Annotated in this window: 16 protein-coding genes, 1 tRNA gene and 1 pseudogene; 10 read left to right on the top strand and 8 right to left on the bottom strand. The window is 60.9% G+C overall.

Annotation, left to right across the window (positions count from 1 at the left end; all coding sequences use genetic code 11):
- Positions 1-65: 65 nt before the first annotated feature.
- From BPNPMPFG_RS04195 to BPNPMPFG_RS04165, 7 genes are all read right to left on the bottom strand, one after another.
- A complete protein-coding gene (locus BPNPMPFG_RS04195; RefSeq protein ID WP_258593360.1) occupies positions 66-725 on the bottom strand; it encodes a TerC family protein in 660 nt (219 codons plus the stop codon).
- Between the two features lie 187 nt (positions 726-912).
- Complete coding sequence (locus BPNPMPFG_RS04190; protein ID WP_258593359.1) at positions 913-1,320, bottom strand: DUF930 domain-containing protein; 408 nt, start codon at positions 1,318-1,320, stop codon at positions 913-915.
- 100 nt (positions 1,321-1,420) lie between these two features.
- Positions 1,421-2,119, bottom strand: coding sequence for a DUF2161 domain-containing phosphodiesterase (locus BPNPMPFG_RS04185; RefSeq protein ID WP_258593358.1), 699 nt, complete (start codon positions 2,117-2,119; stop codon positions 1,421-1,423).
- Between the two features lie 171 nt (positions 2,120-2,290).
- Complete coding sequence (locus BPNPMPFG_RS04180; protein WP_258593357.1) at positions 2,291-3,088, bottom strand: sterol desaturase family protein; 798 nt, start codon at positions 3,086-3,088, stop codon at positions 2,291-2,293.
- A gap of 40 nt (positions 3,089-3,128) precedes the next feature.
- Positions 3,129-3,767, bottom strand: a complete 639-nt coding sequence (locus BPNPMPFG_RS04175; RefSeq protein ID WP_258593356.1) for a beta-barrel domain-containing protein — start codon at positions 3,765-3,767, stop codon at positions 3,129-3,131.
- A tRNA-Ser gene (locus tag BPNPMPFG_RS04170) sits at positions 3,740-3,829 on the bottom strand. The genes BPNPMPFG_RS04175 and BPNPMPFG_RS04170 overlap by 28 nt, the downstream gene beginning before the upstream one ends.
- A gap of 119 nt (positions 3,830-3,948) precedes the next feature.
- Positions 3,949-4,203, bottom strand: a complete 255-nt coding sequence (locus BPNPMPFG_RS04165; RefSeq protein WP_258593355.1) for a tyrosine-type recombinase/integrase — start codon at positions 4,201-4,203, stop codon at positions 3,949-3,951.
- A gap of 400 nt (positions 4,204-4,603) precedes the next feature.
- On the opposite strand from BPNPMPFG_RS04165, the gene BPNPMPFG_RS04160 reads away from it, so the two are divergent.
- The 9 genes from BPNPMPFG_RS04160 to BPNPMPFG_RS04120 all read left to right on the top strand — a co-directional run bounded on the left by BPNPMPFG_RS04160 (position 4,604) and on the right by BPNPMPFG_RS04120 (position 14,380).
- On the top strand, positions 4,604-5,281 hold the full coding sequence (locus BPNPMPFG_RS04160; RefSeq protein ID WP_258593354.1) for a hypothetical protein: 678 nt from the start codon (positions 4,604-4,606) through the stop codon (positions 5,279-5,281).
- Positions 5,282-5,693: 412 nt separating this feature from the next.
- On the top strand, positions 5,694-6,281 hold the full coding sequence (locus tag BPNPMPFG_RS04155) for a DUF1003 domain-containing protein (RefSeq protein WP_258593353.1): 588 nt from the start codon (positions 5,694-5,696) through the stop codon (positions 6,279-6,281).
- Between the two features lie 464 nt (positions 6,282-6,745).
- Positions 6,746-7,978 carry a septal ring lytic transglycosylase RlpA family protein gene (locus BPNPMPFG_RS04150; protein ID WP_258593352.1) on the top strand — a complete coding sequence of 411 codons (1,233 nt, stop codon included), beginning with the start codon at positions 6,746-6,748 and terminating at the stop codon, positions 7,976-7,978.
- 114 nt (positions 7,979-8,092) lie between these two features.
- On the top strand, positions 8,093-9,256 hold the full coding sequence (locus BPNPMPFG_RS04145; protein WP_258593351.1) for a D-alanyl-D-alanine carboxypeptidase family protein: 1,164 nt from the start codon (positions 8,093-8,095) through the stop codon (positions 9,254-9,256).
- 81 nt (positions 9,257-9,337) lie between these two features.
- Complete coding sequence (gene tmk, locus BPNPMPFG_RS04140; RefSeq protein ID WP_258593350.1) at positions 9,338-10,006, top strand: dTMP kinase; 669 nt, start codon at positions 9,338-9,340, stop codon at positions 10,004-10,006.
- Complete coding sequence (locus BPNPMPFG_RS04135; protein ID WP_258593349.1) at positions 10,003-11,058, top strand: DNA polymerase III subunit delta'; 1,056 nt, start codon at positions 10,003-10,005, stop codon at positions 11,056-11,058. Before tmk ends, BPNPMPFG_RS04135 begins: the two co-directional genes overlap by 4 nt.
- Before the next feature lie 138 nt (positions 11,059-11,196).
- A complete protein-coding gene (gene metG, locus BPNPMPFG_RS04130; RefSeq protein WP_258593348.1) occupies positions 11,197-12,747 on the top strand; it encodes a methionine--tRNA ligase in 1,551 nt (516 codons plus the stop codon).
- Positions 12,747-13,565, top strand: a complete 819-nt coding sequence (locus BPNPMPFG_RS04125) for a TatD family hydrolase (protein ID WP_258593347.1) — start codon at positions 12,747-12,749, stop codon at positions 13,563-13,565. The genes metG and BPNPMPFG_RS04125 overlap by 1 nt, the downstream gene beginning before the upstream one ends.
- A complete protein-coding gene (locus BPNPMPFG_RS04120) occupies positions 13,562-14,380 on the top strand; it encodes an MBL fold metallo-hydrolase (protein WP_258593346.1) in 819 nt (272 codons plus the stop codon). The genes BPNPMPFG_RS04125 and BPNPMPFG_RS04120 overlap by 4 nt, the downstream gene beginning before the upstream one ends.
- A gap of 13 nt (positions 14,381-14,393) precedes the next feature.
- On the opposite strand, the gene BPNPMPFG_RS04115 is transcribed toward BPNPMPFG_RS04120, so the two are convergent.
- Complete coding sequence (locus tag BPNPMPFG_RS04115; RefSeq protein WP_258597058.1) at positions 14,394-15,041, bottom strand: GNAT family N-acetyltransferase; 648 nt, start codon at positions 15,039-15,041, stop codon at positions 14,394-14,396.
- Positions 15,042-15,458: 417 nt separating this feature from the next.
- On the opposite strand from BPNPMPFG_RS04115, the pseudogene BPNPMPFG_RS04110 reads away from it, so the two are divergent.
- Positions 15,459-15,940, top strand: a pseudogene (locus BPNPMPFG_RS04110) (ISNCY family transposase); the annotation flags it as partial.
- Between the last annotated feature and the right edge of the window lie 18 nt (positions 15,941-15,958).

Here is a 15,958-nt window from a genome sequence, read left to right as displayed (position 1 = left end):
CAAAACGCACGGCAATTGCGCCGCGGGCCATGCTTCCGGATCGAAGAAGCGGCGGCGCAGCCGTCTCAGCTTACCGCATCGCTGACATGGGGCCAGACTTCCATCATGCCGCGATAAACCATGTCCACCGCCACATAGAAGATGATGAGCAGCCCGATGTATGCGATCCAGCGATGGCGATGCAGCAGCTTGGCAATGAATGTCGCGGCGAGCCCCATCAACGCGATCGACAGCACCAGGCCGATGACCAGCACCGGGAAATGATCGCGTGCAGCACCGGCGACCGCCAGCACGTTGTCGAGCGACATCGACACGTCAGCGACGACGATCTGCAATGCTGCCTGGCCGAGCGTCTTGCGCTTCGTCTTGCCGGCCACCCTCTTGTCGCTGTTGAGATCGGAGTTCGACAGCGCCTCGGTTGCTTCCAGTTCATCGGCATGGGACGTGCGCAATTCGCGGTACATCTTCCAGCAAACCCACAGCAGCAAGATGCCGCCGGCCAGCAGCAGGCCGACGATTGCCAGCAGCTTGACGGTCACCGCGGCAAAACCGATGCGCAGCACCGTCGCCGCCAGCACACCGATGAGGATCGCCTTCTTGCGCTGTTCGGCCGGCAGGCCGGCGGCAGCAAGGCCGATGACGATCGCATTGTCGCCAGCAAGCACGAGGTCGATGGCGATGACCTGGAGCAGGGCCGTCAGGCTGGCAGCGCTGAAAATGTCCATCGACCGGAAGCCCTTGCGTGTTTGCCGAGTGTTCGTCGATTTATCCAGACGGCCCTAACTTGGTGGTCCCCTGGCGTCAAGGGATCGTTCACGGCGGCGTGATCGAACCATATTCACGCCGAGGCCGGATTATAGGATCCGCGACACTCGCCGGTAGCCGGGCAAAACCACCACGGCCGACAACACATCAATCGTAGAGATTATACTTTGACCAATCGGCTTCCGGAATCTCATCGCCGATCCGGTAGCGGAGCTGCAAAATCTCCATATGGTCCGGCGCCGTCTGGCACTTGAATTTCAGCCGGTACCATTGCCCCTTGCTGCGAAACGCGGCACCCGGACTCCTGATTGCATCAGCGCCCATCTCGGGCGTCGCGAAGGCGTAAGCGACGACACGATCCGCTTTGAACTTACGATCGTCGTGTGTGATCCGGTCGAGCACTTCGGCGTCACAACGCTGTTCAAGGCGGGTTTGGGGATCGAGCTTCATCAGGCCGGCGCGCAATGCACTATCCATTGCGCTGGCTGGAAAACTCAGTGTCACAGACGCCAAGGCGATCATGCAGAGCTTCTTCATGGGCGGGACAAGCAACATATTTTGTCAGAAAAATCAACATGACGGGCCGTTTCACGCCGATCAGAATTGAACTGTCGGAAAGTGGTCGGCGTCAGGCGCACCGGACATGCGCTCATTGTCATGCGTTCGACACGTTCAAATCTTTCGCCTGCTCGACCGTGTCAGGCAATTGCGGCCAACGAACCAGAGAGGCGCGGCCGGCGTCGGTGAGTTCATAGAGGCCACGGTCGACGCGCGCGAACCAGCCATAGACATTGTGCAGCAGGATCTTGGGCGCGATCGGCGTCAGCGCCTTCAGATCGCGGGGGCGCCGGGGTCCATCCTCCATCGCGGCGGCGCAGGCGAGGGCGCTTTGCCGATAGGCGGTCATGATCGGATTGCGCGATCCACCGCCCGCAACAGGATCGCCGCGGCGGCTCCGGTGCTCGTCGACAAGGCGAGAGCGCCGGCGCTCATTCTTGCGCGGCGTCAGTGCGATCGGGCTGAGAAGAACCTCGACCCGGTCGTTCGCGCTGACGCCAAGCAGGCCGAAGCCAAGCCGGCGGCACAGATTGCGGAATCGCGCATCGCCTTCGCGTCCCTTGCCCCGCGCCGACAGGCGTGCGGCCAACCACACCTCGTCGCAGGCCGTCGCACGATCGACGCCTTGCAGCACAAGTTCGAGATTGAATTGCAGCTTCAGCTCGCAGATGACAACGACCGGCGGCTCCCCTTCGCGCAGCGCGACGATGTCGCAGCCACCGATCTCGCCCTTGACGACGTAGTCGAGGTTTTCGAGGAACCGCTTCACCGGCGCATAGAGTGAGGTCTCGTTCATGCCTCAAAGGCTTAGCCGATTCGGCGCCAAAAGCCTCCGGCGGTGCTGCGTCTTATGGCATACCGAAAGCGGACCGGTATGGAAGCGTAGTCTGACCGATAGTCCGGCGTAGTCCTTGGCCGTGCCGCCGAAAACACCGATCGAGAAACGGACCAGGCGCGATGTTGGCGGTCAGGTTTCGGTGCTCGATGCTACTCGATTCGATCGCTTCCTGCGGGGCAGGAGCGGATAGCCGGCCTGACCGAAATAGGTGGAGGGGACTGGATCGTCGACGCCGTATTTCTCCGGAACCTTGTCGCCGGTGACATTGTAGGTGCCGAACATCACATCGAGGAAGGGCAACTGCCCGGCGAAGTTCTTGTCATAGGCTTCGCGCTGGTTGGCATGGTGCCAGCGATGGAATTGCGGGCTGGCGATCAGCCACTTCAAAGGGCCGAACCGTAGCCGAACGTTCGAGTGAACAAGCATCGTGTGCCAGAAATAGATCACCGAAAAGATGGCGATCGAGGCCTTGGAGAAGCCAAGGAAAAAGACCGGGGTCAGCGATACTGCCTTTGTGACGATGATGTCGATCGGGTGAGAGTGGAAAGCACCGAGCCAGTCCAACTCCTCGATGCCGTGGTGAATTGCATGGAACTTCCAAAGCGCAGGGATTTTATGGAAGGCTCGATGTGCCCAATAGACGCCGATATCGGTGATCAGGATGATTTCCGCAACCTGCAGCCAGATGGGCTGGCCACTGACGGCTTGCGTTATCGATTGCGGGACAAGGATCGCCGCGACGCCGAGGGCACCGGCCACCATCATGACGATGACAGCCTTCAGGATGAAGCCGTTGAACAGCACATAGATCAGATCGACAGCCCAGCCCTTGCGGAAGATCTTTTGCGGCCGCTCGGCAAGCAGATGTTCGAACGGAATGAAGATCAGCGCGCAGATCAACAGCGCCTTGATACCGAAGATATCCATTCACCCGCCTCTATCGCCCTGTCTTTCGCCAGTGCGCCGCCTAAGCCTCTGCTTCTGAACAGAACCACATCTCCCTTTCCAAAGGCTGAATGCCGGTCTCCCATTTATTCCCCGAACGCCCGGGAGAGCTGATCGGTGATGGGTTCATCAGATAAGACCAGATAGTGCGGTCACCGGTCTGGATATGCAATTCGGCAGGCATGCCCGGAATGAGCCGGGTTGCCGCTTTCAGGCAGATCGCCTCGTCCGTAATGTTGATGCGGGCCTCGTAGTAGGCAGTGTTGTTGGCTGCGTCCTCGACCAGATCGGGAGAGAGCCGATTTACCGTTCCATGACACTCCGGCGTGGTGTTGCGGTCGAAGGCCGAGAAGTGGATGACGACTGACTGGCCAAGGCTGACATCGTCGATGCGCATGGGCGGAACCTGAGCATCGATCACCAGATCGTCCGTCTGCGGCACGATCAGCATCATGGTCTCGCCAGACGCGACAACGCCGCCAACTGTGTGGATCGCAAGTTCCTGCACACGCCTGATTGCGGGGGCAATATTTTTCGGTGGAATAGCTAATGAAAGAGTAGGGGTGATGAATGTCGGGCAACTCGTGCCGTCGCATTTTTTCTGATTTATAATCAATACCTTAATTAAAAATCTGGCGGAGGAAGTGGGATTCGAACCCACGGTGAGCTTGCACCCACGCCGGTTTTCAAGACCGGTGCCTTAAACCGCTCGGCCATTCCTCCAACTAATTGCAATCATTGCGCTTTTCTCTATTTGCCGTCGGCCTCAAGAAGCCCGTTGCTACGCACTTTGCAACTATTTGCCTTTTTGCTCGCTGCTTATAGCGGCCTGAAGCGCAACGTCAACTTGCTCTGCCGCGTCTGCCCTGCATCCCTGACATGACATGCGAATAAAGATCCAAGGTTATGCCGATGTTCGGATGGCCCAGGCGCTCGCTGGCTATCTTCGGGTGGACGCCGGCCGAAAGCATCTGCGTGGCATGGGTATGGCGAAGGTCATGGAACCGGATGCGGGCAGGGAGGTCTTGCCGAGAACGCGCACCCACTGATGCGTGAGGGGAGCGGCGTTGCAGCGGCTGGCCGTCGACTTGGGCCACAACGAAGCTGTCAGCATCCGGTCGAATGCCAGGCGCAACTGCTCCTCGGCCCTGACTGGACTATGGAGGGCCTCGTCATCAAGGCGCAGGCCTTGTCCGAATGGGACCGCGCCTGCGATCGGAAAATGAAGAAGATGGCTTTCCAGCATGGCCTGGACTGGCACGGCCAAATCTCTGCTTCGATCCCGCGCCATCCGAAAGGCGGTGCGGTAACATGAGGCTCATCGCCGGCCTGCGCAGCCGTCTTCATCTCCGCGCGCTCATGATGGTTCAACACGCTGCCGGTAGGGTGCATTTCATTCCTTTGCACCGACAACTACAGCATGCCCCATATCGACGGCGAATTGCCCGACATGGAGTGAAGTGCAATATCATTCAACCGCTTCGCAGGGGAACATCCATGGCGTTCGATTATTGCCATCCGACCGCACCGCACAAGAAGCTACGCTTGCCCAACTGGTACGTGTCGAGCCTGATGATGGATCGGGCGCTCGATGCCGTGGCGCGCAAGGTCAAGACCCTCGACCGCAAGCACGACATCCCCTATCTCGCCGGCTATTCGAAAGATGGGAAGACGATCTATATCGACCGGCATATGCCCAGCGAATGGGAATACAAGGGCCGCACGATCAACACCGACCGTTTCCTGTTGTTGCACGAGGAGGTCGAGAAGACGTTGATCGACCAATTGGACCTGCACTATCTGCACGCCCACCAAATCGCCACTCGGGCGGAAGAAGCCGCGGTGCGGGCGGCCGGCATCTCCTGGCGTGATTATGACCGCTTCATGCAGAAGTACGTGAAGACGATGGACGATGAACGGCTGACCAAAGTGCCGGCAGACCTCGACCTAAAACCCTACCGCGACGAACACGATACCGACCTGCTGGAGCGGATGGCCACCAGTATCGAGAAGGGCATTTACCCCGCGGGCGTCGACAAGGCCAAATTGCACGCCAAGATCAAGGGCCAACTCAAGACGGTCATGACCCACTCGCATCAGCCGAAGGGCGGTCTGTCGGCGAAGGCCAAGCCCGCCGCGAAGAAGGCGACGGGGCAGAAGACAAAGCGGAAATAGGCGCGTTTCCGCTAATCCGACCATCAAGCGCGCGGGTCGCCCGGCCGGCTTGCCCAAAACGTAAAAAGCTCGCCGGCCGGAGCCAGCGAGCTTGCACTTAACCTATATCGCCATAGCGCTGGAACAACTCGCCACATGCCTCAATAAGTGGAATCACGGTAAGCGCGATGGTCGGTTCGACCTTGCCGTTAAGGTCAGGAAAGCTTTTTGGCCAGATTGGCCTCGACGGCCGGTTTTTGATAAAAAGCTTAAGAAAGAGCATCAGAGTCACAATTTGGGCAAAGGGACGCTGGTAGTGGTCCGAAGATGTTTTGCGGCAGCCTTTCCGGACAGCGGAAATGGCAGCGCTTGAAACCAATATCGGTTGCGATCCACGAGCGCCGAGACGGGCACAAATGAGGGATCAGGCACCATGACCGATGAAACCAATCCAGCTCAAGACACACACAAAGGCGGCCATAAAGGGGATCGGCATTTCTTCCGCTTTCATCTGCCCCATGTACACCTTCACTCGCCTTATGGGGATGACTGGTTTGCACTGAAAGCAGAGAAATTTGCTCGCTTCTTCGGCACGCCCACCTTCCTCATCGCGCAATCGGTGATTGTCGGCGCATGGATTCTTGTCAACATTGTTGGGGTGACCCAGTTCGACGTTTACCCATTTATCCTGCTGAACCTCGCGTTCAGCTTGCAAGCTGCCTATGCAGCGCCGCTGATCCTGCTGGCGCAGACGCGTCAGGCCGATCGGGACAAGGCGCACGCCGAAGCCGATGCATTGCATCGCGAGGATCTTGCACGCGCCAGCGAAGAGCGGCTGTCTCTTGCGGCCCACCAAACAACCATGCTCGTCGATCTGGTGAAGCAGAACACGAAGCTGACGGAAACGATCAAGGCTTTGACAGAGCGCGTCGAAATATTGACGATCGAAGTGCATAAGCAGGTGATTGCGTCGGCGACTACGCCCCCTGCGGGCGGCATAGAGATCGCCCACAACGGGTAGGGATTGATGAAGCGAGAAGGCAAACTGAACAAATACGACACGCTTGTCGCATTTGGCCCGCTGCCTCACGGTGGCGGGACCGGAGACATCGCGAACAGGTGTGCGAGGACATCGCGAACAGTTTTGCGCGGGGGGTAGGGGTGGGGTATTCGTAGGGCGGAAGCCTCGGCTTCCCGTATGCGATTGCCCTGCGGCAGGGGCGGGGACCAGGCGCCCTGCGACAGCCCGCCGACATGACCTTCGCGCAAAAGAACGAAAAGCCGCAACTTTTTCAGGATGCTCGGCTCGGAGACGACGTCACAATCTTGCCCGGTTCCGGCCACAATCGGTTAATACCGTGATAAACAATTCCTGCGCACAAGGGACCGGGGTTCAAGGCGTCGTTGGTATTTTCGAGTGAGTGCTTTGGCTCCTCTGATGCTCAAGCGGCGTCTTCGATTGAGACTGTAGGGGAACACCAGAAAATGCAGGCTGTGACGCACCCGCGTCTTCGTCGCGCCGCTACAGTCGCGTTGCTGGCCGTGTCGGCGGCCTTGCTGGCGGCTTGCGCGTCGCAGCCTGAACCGAAAGCGATGGTCTACAAGAAGACCCGCTCCAAGGAATATTTCTCCGAATCCGAATATGGCGTGAAGGCAAGTCCGCGCTTGGCCTTCCGGAGCGGGCGGCTGCAGCGTGGCGGCGGCCGGGACCAGCTCGGCAAGCCCTATCAGGTCCGCGGCAAGTGGTACTACCCCAAGGAAGAGAGGCACTACGCTAAGGTCGGTCTGGCGTCCTGGTATGGTGACGCCTTCCACGGCCGGCTTACCGCCAATGGCGAAGTCTACGACATGACGCATCTGACGGCGGCGCATCCAACCATGCCGCTGCCGAGCTACGCCCGTGTTACCAATCTCAAGACCGGCAGTTCGGTCATCGTGCGCGTCAACGATCGCGGCCCCTATCACGAAGGCCGCATCATCGATGTGTCGGAGCGCGCCGCCCAGATGCTCGATTATGCCAACATCGGCACGGCCCAAGTGAAGGTCGAGTATGTCGGCCGTGCGCCGCTCGACGGTGATGACGACCGGTATCTGATGGCCTCCTACCATCCCGGCAACCGGGCGCCGGATCCGTCGGATGGGCTGCCAACCGGCGTCATGGTCGCCATGAACGGGCCGTCGCCGAGCTTGTCCGTCGGTGCCGCCGCCATACCGTTTCCGGGCCAGTTGACCGATTCAGGGATCGTTCAGCCGGTCATGTCGACTCAATCGCCGGCCTTTGGCGATCTGGCATTGCCCGATTTCGGCCCGATCGTGCCGGAACGCCCGGGGATCGGCCTGCCGCCGCAATCGCCATTTGCCGTGGCCTCGTTGTCCTATGCGGACGAGCGGGTAGAGCGTGCCTCCAACGCCTTCGCGGCACTGGGCGGCGACGGCATGTCTCCGGCCGATGTGCTTCAATCGTGGAAGCGGCAGTCGCCGCCGGCCGGTTCGCCCACCGACTACGTCGCGGCAGGCTCGTTCGAGGATGCCGCGCAGGCCAGGCGCATCGCTACTCAGCTTGCCGTATTCGGCAAGATCGAGATCCAGCGTTCCGAACTCGATGGCGAGGACTGGTATTCGGTCAATCTCTATCCCGATGGCCATCGCAATCTGGACGAAATGCTGCAGGCGGCATGGTCGCACGGCGCGCCGGATGCACTCGTCGTGCGCAATTGACCCGATAAACCTCAAAGTCTTGGCGAGTATCTCGGCCATGCGGTTGATCCGCCGGGAGAAAGCCTGATAGCCTTGCCGCGGTTGCCGGCAATACCGGCCAACGGGTTGAGCTTCATGACATTTCGTTCTGCGTTTGTGACCGCATTTCTGGGGCTCGGCATGCTGGTTCTGTCGCTGGCCGAGGCCGGCGCGCAGCTTTTCGAGACCAAGGCAGCCCAAGTCTTCATGATCGACGCCGAGACCGGGACGGTGCTGTTTTCGAAGGATGCAGACAAGCCTATACAGCCGGCCTCGATGGCCAAGCTGATGACCATGGAAGTGGTTTTCGACGCCATAAAATCCGGACGCCTGAAGCTCGACGATACATTCGTGGTCAGCGAAAACGCCTGGCGCAAAGGCGGGGCGCCTTCGGGAACATCGACGATGTTTGCCAAGCTCAAATCGTCGATCCGGCTGGAGGACCTCATCCAGGGCGTAACGGTGCAGGCGGCCAATGACGGCTGCATCGTCATTGCCGAAGGCATGGCCGGATCCGAAGACAATTTTGCCGCGCAGATGACCGAGCGCGCCCGCCAGATCGGCCTCGAGACATCGACCTTCGTCAATTCGACCGGCCTGCCGGCGGATGGCCAGCAGACGACCGTGCGCGAGTTGGCGCTGCTCGCCGTGCACCTGTGGCGCGATTATCCGGATTTCTATCGCTACTATGGCCAGAAGGAATTTGCCTGGAACAAGATCTCGCAGAGGAACCGCAATCCGCTGCTGGCGATGGACATCGGCGCCGACGGCCTGGCGGTCGGCGCGAGCGAGGTGTCGGGCTTCGGCATTGTCGGTTCGCTCAGCCACAACGGCACGCGGGTGATCGCGGCGATGAGCGGGCTGGCCAGCGACAAGGAGCGCGCCGAGGAGGCGCGAAAGCTGCTCGACTGGGGCGTTCGCTCTTTCGAGAAGACCGAAATCTTCGCAAAGGACGAGGTCGTCGGCGAGGCCCAGGTTTTTGGCGGCGCGAAATCAGGGGTGACGCTGAAGGCCAAGGGCCCGATCGACATCTTCCTGCCGATCACCAACCGCGACAAGCTGACGGCCAGGATCGTCTACAATGGTCCGGTTGCCGCTCCGGTCGAGGAAGGCCAGCCGGTGGGGGCGCTGCGCGTCTGGATCGGCGATACGCTGAGCCAGGAGACGCCGCTTTTCGCCGCCGAGTCGATCGGCGTCGGCACATTGCCGCAGCGCGCGCTCGACGCCGTCAAGGAACTGGCGATCGGCTGGTTGCGCTAGCGCCGACGGCATGGACGTTTCCCCAAACGCGGACTATCTAGAGCGCTACATCCACGCAAGCATGGACAAAAGGCCTCTCGGTTGGCACGCGGATTTTTCATCACCTTCGAAGGCGGCGAAGGAGCAGGCAAGTCGACGCAGATCGAGCGGCTGGCCAGGAAGATGCGTGCCAAGAAATATGATGTCCTGCTTACCCGTGAACCGGGCGGATCGCCGGGCGCCGAAGCGGTCAGGCATGTGCTGCTTTCGGGCGCCGCCGAACCATTCGGGCCGAAGATGGAGGCGCTGCTGTTCGCCGCCGCGCGTTCCGACCATGTCGAGCAGGTCATCCGGCCGGCGGTCGAGCTTGGCTCCATCGTCCTTTGCGACCGCTTCCTGGATTCCTCACGTGTCTACCAGGGTGTTACCGGCGGCATCGACCCGGCGTTCATGGATACGCTGGAGCAGGTCGCCATCAACGGCATGATGCCCGACATGACGCTGATCTTCGACATCGATCCGGCGGAAGGCTTGAGGCGCGCAACGCTGCGGCGCGGCACCGAAGCAAGCGCCGACCGCTTCGAAAAGGAGACGCTGGCGATCCACCAGGCCCGCCGCGAGGCGTTTCTGGCGATCGCGGCGGCGGAGCCGGAACGCTGTATCGTCGTCGACGCAGCCGCCGATCCCGATACGGTGGAGCATGTCGTCACCGCCGCCGTCTTCGCGGCGCTGGAGGCAAGAACGCCTTCGCGCAACAGGCAGCCGGCATGACCTTCGAACGCATCGCACCGGAACAGCACGACACGCTGGATGGCGTGCCCGAGCCTTCCGAAACGCCGCGTCTGGTCGGGCACGGACAGGCTGCCGGAATGCTGACATCAGCCTATCGTGCGGGAAAGCTGCCGCATGCGCTGATCTTTTCCGGACCGGTCGGCATCGGCAAAGCGACGCTCGCCTTCCATCTCGCGCACCATCTGCTGAAACACCCGGCCTTCGGGCAGGCGCCGGAAAGCCTTGCCGTTCCAGACCCGGCCTCGTCGCTGTCTCGCCAGATCGCCACCGGCGCGCATCCATCGGTGCTGCATCTGACCCGTCCGCTCAACGACAAGACCAAGAGCTTCAAGACCGTCGTCACCGTCGACGAAATCCGCAAGGTCAGCCGCTTCCTGTCGCTGACCTCGCATGATGGCAGCTACCGGGTCGTCATCATCGATCCGGCCGACGACATGAACACCAATGCCGCCAATGCGTTGCTGAAGAATCTGGAGGAACCGCCGGCACGAACCCTGTTCATTCTCATCGTCCACGCGCCGGGCAGCCTGCTGCCGACAATCCGGTCGCGCTGCCAGGTGGTGCGATTGACGCCGCTCGGTGCCGACGACCTGATGGCGGTTCTGGAAACGACCGAGCCGCCGCCACCGCACGATCCGGCAGCACGCGCGGCACTGGTCGAGCGGGCAGGGGGCAGCGCGCGCAGCGCGATCCTGTTGACGCAATATGGCGGGCTGGAGATTGCCTCGACGCTCGATGCCCTGGTGGTTGCAAGAAAGGGCGATGTCGGCGGGGCGTTTCGCCTTGCCGAGGCTGTCGCCGGCCGCGACCAGGCGATCCAGTTCGACATCTTCAACCGCCGGGCGCTGGAGCTGTTGTCGGATGCGGCAAGCCAGGCAGCGCTGGCGGGCGACCTCGCCCGGGCCAAAAGTCTGTCAGACACTTGGCATGAGGCGCTGGACGCTATATCTGAGACCGACACCTACAATCTCGACAAGAAACAGCACGCCTTGACCATGATCGACCGCCTGAATTCTGCAATGCGAATGTGACGGTTTCCTTGTGCATGCCGTTGCCCCAAAACCGGGGCCACTTTTGGGCGGCATGCATTGGCCTCGGGATGGCAATCGCCGCCCCGATGCGATATCCACCGCCACGCCTTCCATTCAGACATTCATGACGGTTCATTCATGTCACGCGACACATTCTACATCACCACGCCGATTTTCTATCCGAACGGCAAGCCGCATATCGGCCACGCCTATACCGTCATTGCGACCGACGCGCTGGCTCGCTTCCAGCGCCTGGACGGCAAGGATGTGTTCTTTCTTACCGGCACCGACGAACACGGCCTGAAGATGCAGCAGACGGCTGAGAAGGAGGGTATCACGCCTCTGGCGCTGGCCGACCGCAATTCAGCGATCTTCCGTTCGATGACCGAGGCAATGGGGGGGTCGAATGACGAGTTCATTCGCACGACGGAACCGCGCCACTATGAATCCTGCCAGGCGATCTGGAAGGCGATGGCCGCCAATGGCGACATCTATCTCGACCGGTATAGCGGCTGGTATTCGGTCCGCCAGGAAGCCTATTTCGACGAAAGCGAAACCACGGTCGGAGACGATGGGGTGCGGCGCGAGCCGCTTGGCTCGCCTGTCGAATGGAACGAAGAAGAAAGCTACTTCTTCAAGCTGTCCGCCTATCAGGACAAATTGCTGGCACTCTATGAGAGCCAGCCCGACTTCGTTGGCCCGACCGAGCGCCGCAACGAGGTGCTCAGTTTCGTCAAGTCCGGGCTGAAGGATCTGTCGATCTCGCGCACGACCTTCAAATGGGGCGTGCCCGTGCCAGGCGACGACAAGCATGTGATGTATGTCTGGGTCGATGCCCTGACCAACTACATCACCGCCGCCGGCTATCCCGACACAAAGGCCGAGCAATGGCGCTACTGGCCGGCCATGCACATCATCGGCAAGGATATCGTGCGCTTCCATGCGGTCTACTGGCCGGCCTTCCTGATGTCGGCCGGCATCGAACTGCCGAAGCGTGTCTTTGCCCACGGCTTCCTGTTCAACCGCGGTGAGAAGATGTCGAAATCGGTCGGCAATGTCGTCGACCCGTTCACCATGATCGAGCACTACGGCCTCGACCAGGTGCGCTACTTCTTCCTGCGCGAGGTGCCGTTCGGCCAGGACGGCAGCTACAGCCACGAAGCGATCGTCAACCGCACAAACGCCGATCTTGCCAATGGCCTCGGCAATCTGGCGCAACGCTCGCTGTCGATGATCGCCAAGAACTGCGCCGGCGTCGTGCCTCAGCGCGGCACCCTGGCGGATGAGGACAAGGCTATCCTCGACCAGGCAAGTGCCGTGCTTGCCGTGGCGCGCAAGACCATGGCTGAGCAAGGCATCCATCTGGCGCTGGCGGCAATCTTCGGCGTGGTGGCGGAAGCCGACCGCTACTTCGCGGGACAGGCACCATGGACACTGAAGAAGAGCGATCCGGCGCGCATGGAAACCGTGCTGTGGACGACCGCCGAAGTCGTCCGGCGCGTGGCGCTGCTGTGCCAACCCTTCATTCCGGGATCGGCCAACAAGCTGCTCGACCTGCTGGCGGTGCCGGCGGACAGCCGCGATTTCGTGCATGTCGTTGACGAATACGCGCTTGTGCCGGGAGTTGCCCTGCCCGTACCGGAAGGCGTGTTTCCGCGTTACGTCGAACAGCCGGACGCGAACGCCTGATGCTCGTCGACAGTCACTGCCACCTGGATTTTCCAGATTTCGCCGAGGAGCGGGCTGCCATTGTCGCCCGCGCCAAAGCGGCCGGTATCGGCCGCATGGTGACAGTCTCGACTCGTGTGAAGCGATTTCCGCAAATACTTGAAATCGCTAAGATTTTCGATGAAGTGTACTGCTCAGTCGGCACTCATCCGCACAACGCCGCCGAGGAACTCGACGTCACCGTCGCGGACCTTGTCCGTCTGTCGGCTCATCCGAAGGTGGTGGCGATCGGCGAGGCCGGTCTCGACTATTTCTATGACAAAGCGCCGCGCGAGGCGCAGGCGCAAGGGTTTCGCAGCCATATCGCCGCCGCACGAGAAACGGGGCTGCCGCTGGTCATCCATTCGCGCGATGCCGACGACGACATGGCGGCCATTCTCGAAGACGAAACAGGGAAGGGCGCCTTCCCCTTCATCCTGCACTGTTTTTCGTCGGGGCGTCGGCTGGCTGAAATCGGCGTCTCGCTGGGTGGCTACGTCTCCTTCTCGGGCATCCTGACCTTCAAGAACTCGGCCGAATTGCGCGCCATCGCCGCCGATGTGCCGCATGACCGGCTGCTGGTCGAAACCGACGCACCCTATCTGGCGCCGATCCCGTTTCGCGGCAAGCGCAACGAGCCGGCCTATGTCGCGCACACGGCAAGAGTGCTGGCCGAAACAATCGGCGTCAGCGAGGCTGAAATCGCCGATCTGACGACGAACAACTTCTTCCGGCTGTTCGGCAAGATGCCGCGACCTCCCGAGCAAAGTGCGCGGCCGAGCAAAGCGCCTGAACGATGACCGACCGGCTGCGCCTTACCATTCTCGGCTGCGGCTCGTCGCCAGGTACGCCGCGCATCACCGGCGACTGGGGCAATTGCGACCCGGACAACCCGAAGAACCAGCGCACGCGCACCGCCGCGCTTGTCGAACGGATTGCCGCGAATGGCAGCCGCACCAGTGTCGTCATCGACACCGGACCGGATTTCCGCCAGCAGATGCTGATGGCTTCCGTCAGGCGCATAGATGCGGTCGTCTACACGCATCCGCATGCCGACCACATCCACGGCATCGACGATCTGCGTGGTTTCGTTCTCGATCAGCGTCACAGGATCGATATCCATGCCGACCAGCCGACAATGCTGCGCCTGCGCCAGGCGTTCGGCTATTGTTTCGAGACACCGGCGGGCAGTTCCTATCCGCCGATCGTCGACGCTCATATCGTCGATCACGCAAAGCCGGTGGTCATCGAAGGAGAGGGCGGTGCCCTCACCCTCGAGCCGCTGCCGCAGGTTCATGGCGACATCATATCGTTGGGCTTTCGCATCGGCGCGCTGGCCTATTGCCCTGATATCAGCGACTTTCCGGAGGCAACCGCCGAACGGCTGCGCGACCTCGACGTTTTGATCATCGACGCGCTGCAGTACCGGACCCATCCAAGCCATCTGTCGCTTGGCGAGGCGCTGGAATGGATCGAGCGGCTGGCGCCAAAACACTCCGTTCTGACGCACATGCATGGGCCGCTGGACTACGCCACGGTGATGGCCGAGACACCTGCCAATGTCGAACCCGCCTATGACGGCATGGTGGTCGAAATTCCTTTTGAGTCAGCATGATAGGAAGGGAACTTTATCTGAGTGCTGTGCTCCTTGGCCCAAACATGAACAGCGTGCCAATCCGGTCATAGCCAACACGAGGATACAGAAGCGCTCCTGCGTGAGTCGCAGTCAGCACCGAGCACCTCGAACCAAGCGCCTGATCGTCCCACAACATGCTCAAGAGCAGCGCCTGGCCGATGCCACGGCGCCGGTGAGAGGGGTCGACAAACATGTCCGCGCACCACGTAGCTCCAACAGCGTCCACGCTGCGCACACGCCCGACAATATCCGCTCCGTCGATGGCCACATACTGGCGGAACGGAGCGTCATCACCGAGCAGATTGTCCGGGATCGGTCGCGTACGCGTGGTCTTTCCCAACCAGGCCGCAAGTTCAGCTGTACGCACGCGTTCGATCGGGACGGCAGCCGGCGGCGGCTTGGGAATCTGACCCATTCGCCGCACGAAGAAGCCTTCCGTGCCGAGCAGCCTATAGCCGAGAGCCTTGTAAGCGCTTCTCGTCGGCTGGTCTGGCTCCGCTGTCGCGATCATGGCGCCCACATAGAATCTTCCGCGCGCATGCTGGCGCGCAATCGCATCGACATCCTCGGCGGCGACGTCATACGCTATCCATTCCTCCTTGCGGTAATCGCGAGGGTTCTTGCGCGGCGCGTCGCGCATCAACCACAAGGGCCCGACGCGACTTGCCTCATAGGGAAAGGTACGGCTCTTGCCGGCGCTGTGCCCGTGCACGAACACCTCGATCGCAGACTCAATCGCTCGGTTTGACCTCGTCATCGCAGCACCGTAGCGTTGCTGGACGGATCAAGGCAACACACGGCCTGGCATCAAGCCGATGAAAAACATCGGTAATTTGTAGCTCAGGCCCAATGCATAAGTTCCATAATCTATCTTATGCGACTTTCGAGTGTAGCAGCTATTTAGTAGTGCGACAGTTGCCCCAGTTAGAGATGCGACACTTCCCGCTTCCGAGGCTGGTCAACGTGAAGCTGGAAAGGAAGGCTGGCGACTTCACAGAGCCTGGCGTGAGACCGGGCGCATTGCGGAGTCGTCATGCCTTTGGTCACCTTGTCGCAAGCAGATCATGAGAATCTGGACGGTGCGATGTGCCGCAAGGAGTTCCGCACGCTGTCGCAGCCTTGACGCTGCACTACGACAAGGTGCTGTGCCTTTGCGAAGAGCCTGGCCGGCAAGAAGGTTGTTGTCTGCGGCTATCCTGACGGCCGTCTTGAGATCGTGGAGGCAGCACGTCCCTACCCTACAGAACGTTTGACAAGCTGCGCTCGGTTCACAGATCCGAGATCGTCGAGAACAAACGCCTGGATGAAGCGCTTGCAATGGTGGCCGAGATGCAGGACGGCCGTGAGCTGACACGCAGCCAGCACGGACCGCGGCGAACCGGGCAGACGAACCACATGTTCGGGATTCCCGATGGCAGCCAGGCCAACGGCTATGTGAAGCCTGGCCGCAAGCCTGGCCGAAGGACGGATTTCGTGAACGATCCCGCCGTGATCGCCCGGCGTGAACAGGCGTTGGCGAGGCTGGAAGCTGCGGAATGATCGTATAGCAATCAGGTG

It is taken from the genome of Mesorhizobium sp. AR07 (genome assembly GCF_024746815.1).
Lineage (GTDB): Bacteria > Pseudomonadota > Alphaproteobacteria > Rhizobiales > Rhizobiaceae > Mesorhizobium.
The sequence above is the reverse complement of the archived record's forward strand: the minus strand, read 5'-3'. Positions and strand labels throughout refer to the sequence as shown.

What these genes read in the sequence shown, in the direction of transcription:
- BPNPMPFG_RS04195 (WP_258593360.1), bottom strand. Translation starts at nt 725, where the DNA reads ATGGACATTTTCAGCGCTGCCAGCCTGACGGCCCTGCTCCAGGTCATC.
- BPNPMPFG_RS04190 (WP_258593359.1), bottom strand. Translation starts at nt 1,320, where the DNA reads ATGTTGCTTGTCCCGCCCATGAAGAAGCTCTGCATGATCGCCTTGGCG.
- BPNPMPFG_RS04185 (WP_258593358.1), bottom strand. Translation starts at nt 2,119, where the DNA reads ATGAACGAGACCTCACTCTATGCGCCGGTGAAGCGGTTCCTCGAAAAC.
- BPNPMPFG_RS04180 (WP_258593357.1), bottom strand. Translation starts at nt 3,088, where the DNA reads ATGGATATCTTCGGTATCAAGGCGCTGTTGATCTGCGCGCTGATCTTC.
- BPNPMPFG_RS04160 (WP_258593354.1), top strand. Translation starts at nt 4,604, where the DNA reads ATGGCGTTCGATTATTGCCATCCGACCGCACCGCACAAGAAGCTACGC.
- BPNPMPFG_RS04155 (WP_258593353.1), top strand. Translation starts at nt 5,694, where the DNA reads ATGACCGATGAAACCAATCCAGCTCAAGACACACACAAAGGCGGCCAT.
- BPNPMPFG_RS04150 (WP_258593352.1), top strand. Translation starts at nt 6,746, where the DNA reads ATGCAGGCTGTGACGCACCCGCGTCTTCGTCGCGCCGCTACAGTCGCG.
- BPNPMPFG_RS04145 (WP_258593351.1), top strand. Translation starts at nt 8,093, where the DNA reads ATGACATTTCGTTCTGCGTTTGTGACCGCATTTCTGGGGCTCGGCATG.
- BPNPMPFG_RS04135 (WP_258593349.1), top strand. Translation starts at nt 10,003, where the DNA reads ATGACCTTCGAACGCATCGCACCGGAACAGCACGACACGCTGGATGGC.
- metG (WP_258593348.1), top strand. Translation starts at nt 11,197, where the DNA reads ATGTCACGCGACACATTCTACATCACCACGCCGATTTTCTATCCGAAC.
- BPNPMPFG_RS04125 (WP_258593347.1), top strand. Translation starts at nt 12,747, where the DNA reads ATGCTCGTCGACAGTCACTGCCACCTGGATTTTCCAGATTTCGCCGAG.
- BPNPMPFG_RS04120 (WP_258593346.1), top strand. Translation starts at nt 13,562, where the DNA reads ATGACCGACCGGCTGCGCCTTACCATTCTCGGCTGCGGCTCGTCGCCA.
- BPNPMPFG_RS04115 (WP_258597058.1), bottom strand. Translation starts at nt 15,041, where the DNA reads ATGCGCGACGCGCCGCGCAAGAACCCTCGCGATTACCGCAAGGAGGAA.